This is a genomic window from Ferrovibrio sp., from assembly GCF_035304305.1.
GTDB lineage: Bacteria > Pseudomonadota > Alphaproteobacteria > Ferrovibrionales > Ferrovibrionaceae > Ferrovibrio.
The window spans coordinates 1-5723 of the sequence record NZ_DATGQG010000146.1; the positions used below are offsets into that span (position 1 = coordinate 1).

The window sequence follows — 5723 nt, forward strand, 5'->3', positions numbered from 1 at the left end:
CGCGTTCTTCGATGCCCTCGGCTAGGACGCTCATGTTCATGACCCTGGCCAGCGGCACCAGCATGCCGGCCATGATGGTGGCCGATACGTCGCGATCGACCTAATCGACGACGAACTTGTCGATCTTGAGCGAATCTGCCCGCAGCCGCGGAATCTGCGACAGCCCGCTGTGACCGATGCCGACATCGTCTATTGCCACCTTGAAGCCGAGTTCGCGAACCTGGGAGACACGCTTCGCCGCCGTGGCCGCGTCGTCAAACGCTTCGCGCTCGGTCAGCTCGAGCGTGATCTGTCGCGCCGCAATACCGGCCTGTGAAACCGTCGCGCGCAGTTCATCGACGAATCCCTCGGAGATGAAATGCCTCGGCGAGATGTTGACCGACAGCTTGAAGCACTTGTCCTGCTCGAGCAGCGGCTGCAGTTCCGCGAGCGCGATCCGCATCAGCTGCCATGTCAGCGGGCCGATGCGTCCGCTTTCCTCGGCCAATTCGATGAAGCGGGCTGGCGAGAGCACTGTGCCGTCTGGCCTGATCCAGCGGGCGAGCACTTCAGCACCGCCAATCTCGCCGGTCTGCAGGTCGAAGATCGGCTGGTAGTAGGGCTTTATTTCTCCAACCGCGAGCGCCCGGTCGAGGTCCTCCAGCGGCGTTCGGGGCCGCAGCAGCGTACGCGCCAGCAGCAGGCCGAAGACTGCGCCCAGCACGCCCGCAAGGCTCATGATAGGCACGTAGGGCTGCGTATTCCAGGCAGCCAGCGCCGCCTGGTCGACGCGGATCACGCTGCGCAGCGGATACTGCTCGGACTGCACGGCAAGGCTGGCGGCGGCGTCGCCGAGTTCCAGACCTTTCGGCCCGGAGCGCGCGATCAGGCGCCCATCCGCCAGTCGGAGTTCCACTTCGCTGTGGTCCAGTAGTTCAGGCGGCATGATGTCGAACAGCGAGCCGCTGACCCCGAGGATGCCGACGAGGCTGCGCTCGTCGTCGACATCGATCATCGTGCCGAGCGCGGTGCCGAAGAACTGCTCTACAGGAAACAGCAACGCGCCGTCCCTGGCCGCGAGCATCTCATCCCGCTTAATCCAGCCTTTGTCGAATTCCAGCGTCTCGGAAAAGGCGGAGCACACAACGCTGGCGTCGTGGCGCGCCAGGCGGATGTCCTTCACCGCGCCGCGCTGGTAGACATGCAGTCGAACCGCCTGCAGGGTGCCGTCCTTACACCCGAGGTTGCCGTGATCGACGAGTTCGCGCAGCGTCTCCACGCCGTAGGCGACGGCGGTCTCCGACCGACGCAGTGCGACATTGCCGAGTTCCTCGAGCTGGCGCTGGCGTTGCGTACCGATGAGATAGTCGGCAGCGATCTCGCCACCGGCCAGGAAGCCGGCGACACAGCCGAGAAACAGTGCGATCCTGGCAACCACCGGCCAGCGCGTGCGCATGCGGGATTCCTCCGCGAACCGTGCAACTAGCCGGGAAGGGTCAACATTCGGTTGAGAAGGGCGATCAAACACGCATGTACGCTGGTTGGCAGGCCATCACACGAAGGCCGGCGAACCGCCAGAACGAGGCGTGAAAGGACGATGTTGCTATCCGAACACCAAGGCGCCAATACGGCTAGCATATCGTTCTATGGATCTACGAAGTTTCGCAACGATATTCTATTCGCGGCCCCACGATGGGCGGCGCGTATCCTGACTTCCAACGGGCTGCTGCCTAAGACATGGGCAGAGCCGGGCGCGATCGCCCGGCTGCAGACGGGAGTCCATCCATGCGCATCGCTTCACTGGTTTTCACGCTATCCATCCTTGCCGCGCCGGCCTTCGCGGACGAGGCGCGTCCGCTTGTCGACGCTGAGTGGGTCAAGGCCAATGCCGGTAACGAGAACGTCGTCATCGTCGACATTCGCGACAAGGTCGCCGAGACCGATCTGGGCGACAAGCCCTACATCGAGGGCGCGGTCTTCGCGCCATATGCCTCGGCCGGCTGGCGCACCGAGGTTCAGGGCGTTCCCGGCCAGATCCCGCCGATCGAAGAGATCACCAAGCTGATCGGCGATCTCGGCATCGACAATGACGACCATGTCGTGATCGTGCCCTGGGGCACCGATTCCAGCGAGTTCGGCGGGGCCACCCGCGTCTACTGGACCTTCAAGTATCTCGGCCACGATGCCGTCTCCATCCTCGATGGCGGCTGGCGCCAGTACGACGCCGCCGGCGGGGCGCGCGCGGCCGAGCCTGCCAAGCCGGAGCCAGCGACCTTTACCGCCGAGGTCCGCGAGGAGCTGCGCGTGACCACCGAGGAGGTGGAGGCTGCACTGAAGTCCGGCGTCAAGCTGATAGACGGTCGTCCGGCCGAGCAGTATGAGGGCAAGTCGAAGAGCCCGGTCGTGGCGCGCCTCGGCACGCTGCCCAATGCCATCAACATCGCGCACAGCAATTTCTACTCCAAGGACCATGCGCTCTTCTCGCAGCCCGAGGCGATAAAGGCCTTGACGGAAGCCGCCAACCTCGGCGCCGACGAGGAGAACATCACCTTCTGCAACACCGGCCACTGGGCCTCGATCGTCTGGTTCGGGCTGCACGAGGTGCTCGGCAACAAGAACACCGGCATGTATGATGGTTCGATGGCGGAATGGACCGCCGATCCGAACCGCCCGGTCGAGAACAAGTCCGGCGCCTGACGCCTTCGAACACGGCCTTCGCGGCCACAGCAAAATGAGCGCGGATGTCCGGAACCCTCCGGACATCCGTATTTGCACCTATCCCGCGTGAGCGGACGGAACAGACATGACCGACATATCCATCGAACGCCCCCGGTATCTGCCGCCCGCGGTGGTGGACCGCGCTCCGGCACTCGTCGCCGGCGGAATGCTGCTGGTCGGCTTCCTCGCCATCATCCAGCTGGTCAGCCTGCGGCAGGCGGCGCTCTTCCTCGTCGGCAGCCTGCTGGGCGCTGCCCTCTACCACGGATCCTTCGGCTTCACCGGCGGGTGGCGCCGCATGGCGGTCGAGCGCCGCGGCCGCGGCATCCGCGCACAGATGCTGATGATCGGCGTCGCGGCAGTCGCCATGATCCCGTTGATCGCCGCGGGCAGCCTCGGAGGACAACCGCTCGTAGGCGCGTTCGCGCCGGTCGGCGTGTCGGTGCTGGTTGGGGCAGCGATGTTCGGTTTCGGCATGCAGCTCGGCGGCGGGTGCGGGTCGGGCACGCTGTTCACCGTTGGCGGCGGCTCGGCGCGGATGCTGGTCACGCTGGCCTTCTTCATCCTCGGCGCCCTCATCGGCACGGCGCATCTGCCCTGGTGGCTGGCGCTGCCCTCATATGACACCATCGACCTCGGCAGGCAGCTTGGAGCCGGCACGGCCATCCTGGCGACGCTGGCGGGGCTCGGACTCATCGCGCTGATTTCGGCACTGGTCGAGCGGCGGGCGCACGGCGACGTCGAGCGCGAGCCGGTTCCGGCGCGGCCGGGCTGGAGCTGGCTGCTTCACGGACCCTGGCCACTGGTGGGCGCCGGGCTGCTGATGGCGCTGCTGAACATCGCGACCCTGCTGCTTGCCGGCCATCCCTGGTCGATAACCTTCGGCTTCGGCCTTTGGGGCGCCAAGATCGCGCAGGCGGTCGGCGTTCCGGTCGAGACCTGGGAATTCTGGAACTGGCCCGGCCCGCAGACGGCCCTGCAGTCGAGCGTGCTCGCCGACGTCACCTCGGTGATGGATTTCGGCATCATGCTGGGTGCCGCGCTCGCAGCCAGCCTCGCCGGCAAGTTCGCGCCGAAGGCGAAGCTGCCGCTGGGCTCGCTGCTGGCGGCGGCGATCGGCGGGGTGCTGATGGGCTACGGCGCCAGACTTTCCTTCGGCTGCAACATCGGCGCGCTGTTTTCCGGCATCGCCTCGGGCAGCCTGCATGGCTGGGTGTGGTTCGCGGCCGCGTTCGTCGGCACGATTCTCGGCATCTACGCCCGGCCGCTCTTCGGACTGGACGGATTCGCAAAGAAATGAGCGGCACGCGCAACACCCTGCTTTTCGGCGCAGCCCTCGCCGCGGCGACCGCGGCAGTCGCCGTCGACCACTATACGAGCCCGGCACCTCAGCCGCGGACAGAGGCCGCCTCCACGCCATCCGCCTCTCCCTGTTCGGCGGCTGCGCCCTGCGCGGCCGGCGCCCCGGCGGCTGCGCCCGCACCGGCGCCAGCCCCTGCTCCCGTCTCCGCGCCCTGCGCGGCAGGCGCGCCCTGCTCCGCGGCGGCACCGAAGCTCGCGCCGCCACCGCCGCCGGCTGAAAAGCTGGCTCCCCCGCCGCCGCCCAAGCCGCTTCCCGCGAACGGCGATGGCTGATCCGGCAGCAAGGGAAAGGGCGCTCGCCGAGATCGCCTTCTGCGAGAACCTGCTCGCCAAGGGCGGGCTCAACGTCCTGTCGGAGACGTTTCGCGATGCCGGCTCGGTGGTTGCCTGGGAGCACTATCCGGCAGGCGACGTATTCGACCCGGCGAGCGGCGCCCAGTGGTTCTATCACTCGCACGGCGCGGAGGAAGGCTCGGCCGAGCATGGGCACTTCCACTGCTTCCTGCGGCCGAACGGGCCGGACGGGCCGATCCATCACCTGGCGGCGGTCGGGGTTGATGCCTACGGGCGAGTCCTGCGCCTTTTCACGGTGAACCAGTGGGTGGTGGGCGACGACTGGCTCGATGCCGAAGGCACGATCGCGCTGCTGTCGCGCTTCGACGTCCAGATGCCGCGGCCGTCCTATCTCGTGAACCGTTGGCTGACCGCGATCTTCGCGGCCTACGAGGACGAGATCGCCGCGCTGATCCGCGAGCGCGACCGGGTGGTCGCAGCCCATCGCCCACCGGCAGGCGTCGAGGCGCGCCAGGACCGCGCGCTCGAAGTGATTTCCGAACTTCCGATCAGGCGGTAGGCCACCGGCGGCTGCCGGCCGCCCCCAATCAGAACACCGCCGCGCCCTGATCCGCGCGCTGCGCGAGCGCGCGAAAACCGGCGAACAGCTCACGGCCAAAGCCATGTGTGTTCTCGTCGAGATCGGCTGAGGCTGTTTCGCGCGCGGCGAGTTCGGCCTCGTCCACCAGCACGTCGAGCGTGCCGGCCTCCGCATCGAGGCGGATGATGTCGCCGTCATGGATCTTGCCGATGACGCCGCCATCCTTTGCCTCCGGTGTGACATGGATGGCGGCGGGAACCTTGCCGGATGCGCCGGACATGCGCCCGTCGGTGACCAGCGCGACCTTGAGCCCGCGATCCTGAAGGATGCCGAGGGGCGTCGTCAGCTTGTGGAGTTCCGGCATGCCGTTCGCCTTCGGACCCTGGAAGCGGACGACGGCGACGAAGTCACCGGTGAGCCGGCCGGTCTTGAACGCGACCTGCAATTCCTCCTGCGAGTGGAACACGCGCGCCGGCGCCTCGACCACGCGCTTCTCCGGCTTGACGGCAGAGACCTTGATGATGGCCCGGCCGAGATTGCCCTTGAGGAGCTTCAGGCCGCCGGTCGGCTGGAATGCCTTCGTAACGGGGGCGAGCACCCTTTCGTCGCCGCTTTCGCGCGGGACCGGCTCGCGCACCACGGTGCCATCCGGCCCGAGCCGGGCCTCCACCGCATAGGCGCGCAGCCCCTCGCCCCAGACGGTGCGCACATCCTCATGCAGCAGGCCGGCGTCGAGCAGCTCGCGGATGAGAAAGCCGAGGCCGCCCGCGGCGTGGAAGTGGTTCACGTC

At 67.3% G+C, this 5723-nt stretch carries 5 protein-coding genes; 3 read left to right on the plus strand and 2 right to left on the minus strand.

Annotation, left to right across the window (positions count from 1 at the left end; all coding sequences use genetic code 11):
- Positions 1 to 100: 100 nt before the first annotated feature.
- Positions 101 to 1435: an EAL domain-containing protein gene (locus VKZ87_RS15960; protein WP_324222258.1), complete on the minus strand. Its 1335-nt coding sequence runs from the start codon at positions 1433 to 1435 to the stop codon at positions 101 to 103.
- A 329-nt stretch (positions 1436 to 1764) separates the two neighbouring features.
- Here VKZ87_RS15960 and VKZ87_RS15965 point away from each other — a divergent pair, with 329 nt between their 5' ends.
- The 3 genes from VKZ87_RS15965 to VKZ87_RS15975 all read left to right on the plus strand — a co-directional run bounded on the left by VKZ87_RS15965 (position 1765) and on the right by VKZ87_RS15975 (position 4912).
- Entirely contained in the window at positions 1765 to 2676 is a 912-nt protein-coding gene (locus tag VKZ87_RS15965) for a sulfurtransferase (RefSeq protein ID WP_324222259.1), read from the plus strand.
- Between the two features lie 106 nt (positions 2677 to 2782).
- Positions 2783 to 3997, plus strand: a complete 1215-nt coding sequence (locus VKZ87_RS15970) for a YeeE/YedE family protein (protein ID WP_324222260.1) — start codon at positions 2783 to 2785, stop codon at positions 3995 to 3997.
- Positions 3998 to 4324: 327 nt separating this feature from the next.
- Complete coding sequence (locus tag VKZ87_RS15975) at positions 4325 to 4912, plus strand: DUF6969 family protein (protein ID WP_324222261.1); 588 nt, start codon at positions 4325 to 4327, stop codon at positions 4910 to 4912.
- Between the two features lie 28 nt (positions 4913 to 4940).
- Here the strand turns inward: VKZ87_RS15975 and VKZ87_RS15980 are convergent.
- Positions 4941 to 5723, minus strand: a 783-nt coding sequence (locus VKZ87_RS15980; RefSeq protein WP_324222262.1) for a dihydroxy-acid dehydratase, incomplete at its 5' end; no start/stop codon positions are given.